This window comes from Rhodococcus sp. IC4_135 (assembly GCF_011602025.1).
GTDB classification, from domain to species: Bacteria; Actinomycetota; Actinomycetes; order Mycobacteriales; family Mycobacteriaceae; genus Rhodococcus_F; species Rhodococcus_F baikonurensis.
On the sequence record NZ_JAAOLG010000102.1, the window covers coordinates 1 to 1,310 of the forward strand.

At 65.6% G+C, this 1,310-nt stretch carries 1 protein-coding gene; it reads right to left on the bottom strand.

Annotated features, from left to right (window positions below):
• On the bottom strand, positions 1–1,310 hold a 1,310-nt coding region (locus G8767_RS35165; RefSeq protein WP_166814272.1), incomplete at both ends, for an acetate--CoA ligase.

The window sequence follows — 1,310 nt, forward strand, 5'->3', positions numbered from 1 at the left end:
GAAGTACCAGCCTTCTTCGGCGTAGCGGGACCAGTAGGTGTCGCGGTAGCGGTCCATGTCGCCCCAGATGCCGCGCAGCATCGCCGGCCACGGTTCGTCGAGGACGAGGTAGCCGTTGCCGCCGGGGCCGAGGGGTTTGGCGTCGTCGTCGACGATCTTCGCGGAGATGCCGGGCAGGGGTGCCATGGCGGATCCGGGTTTGGTGGCGGTGATACCGGGGAGTGGGGAGATCATGATCGCTCCGGTTTCGGTCTGCCACCAGGTGTCGACGATGGGTGCTTTGTTGCCGCCGATGACCTCGCGGAACCAGCGCCACGCTTCGGGGTTGATGGGCTCGCCGACGGAGCCGAGGAGGCGGATCGAGGTCAGGTCGTGGGCGTCGGGGATCTCGCGGCCCCACTTCATGAAGGTGCGCACGAGGGTGGGTGCGGTGTAGTAGATGGAGACGCCGTACTTTTCGATGATGTCGAAGTGGCGGTGCTCGTTCGGGGAGTTGGGGGTGCCTTCGTAGACGACCTGGGTGACGCCGTTGGAGAGGGGGCCGTAGACGATGTAGGAGTGTCCGGTGACCCAGCCGATGTCGGCGGTGCACCAGTAGACGTCTTGTCCGGCTTTGTGATCGAAGACGTTGTGGTGGGTGTAGGAGGCTTGGGTGAGGTAGCCGCCGGAGGTGTGGATGATGCCCTTGGGTTTTCCGGTGGTGCCGGAGGTGTAGAGGATGAACAGGGGATGTTCGGCGTCGAAGGCCTGCGCCTCGTGCTCGGGTGAGGCTTGTGCGACGGTTTCGTGCCACCACAGGTCGCGGCCGTCGGTCCAGTCGACGTCGATGCCGGTCCGGTTGACCACCAACACGTTCTGGACGGAGTCGGCGCCGTCGACGGATTCGTCGACCGCTGTTTTGATGGGTGCTGCGGCGCCGCGTCGCCACTGGCCGTCGACGGTGACGACGAGTTTGGCTTGGGCGTCGTCGATGCGTGAGCGTAGGGCGGTGGCGGAGAATCCGGCGAAGACGACCGAGTGGGTCAGTCCGAGGCGGGCGCAGGCGAGCATGGTGACGATCGCTTCGGGGATCATCGGCATGTAGATTGCGACGCGGTCACCGGCGACGAGGCCGAGGTCGGTGAAAGTGTTTGCGGCGCGGCTGACTTCGGCGAGGAGGTCGTTGTAGGTCAGATCGCGGGAATCGCCGGGTTCGCCTTCGAAGTGAATGGCGACGCGGTCGCCGTTGCCGGCGAGGACGTGGCGGTCGACGCAGTTGTAGGCGACGTTGAGTTTTCCGCCGACGAACCACTTGGCGACGGGGGCGTCGG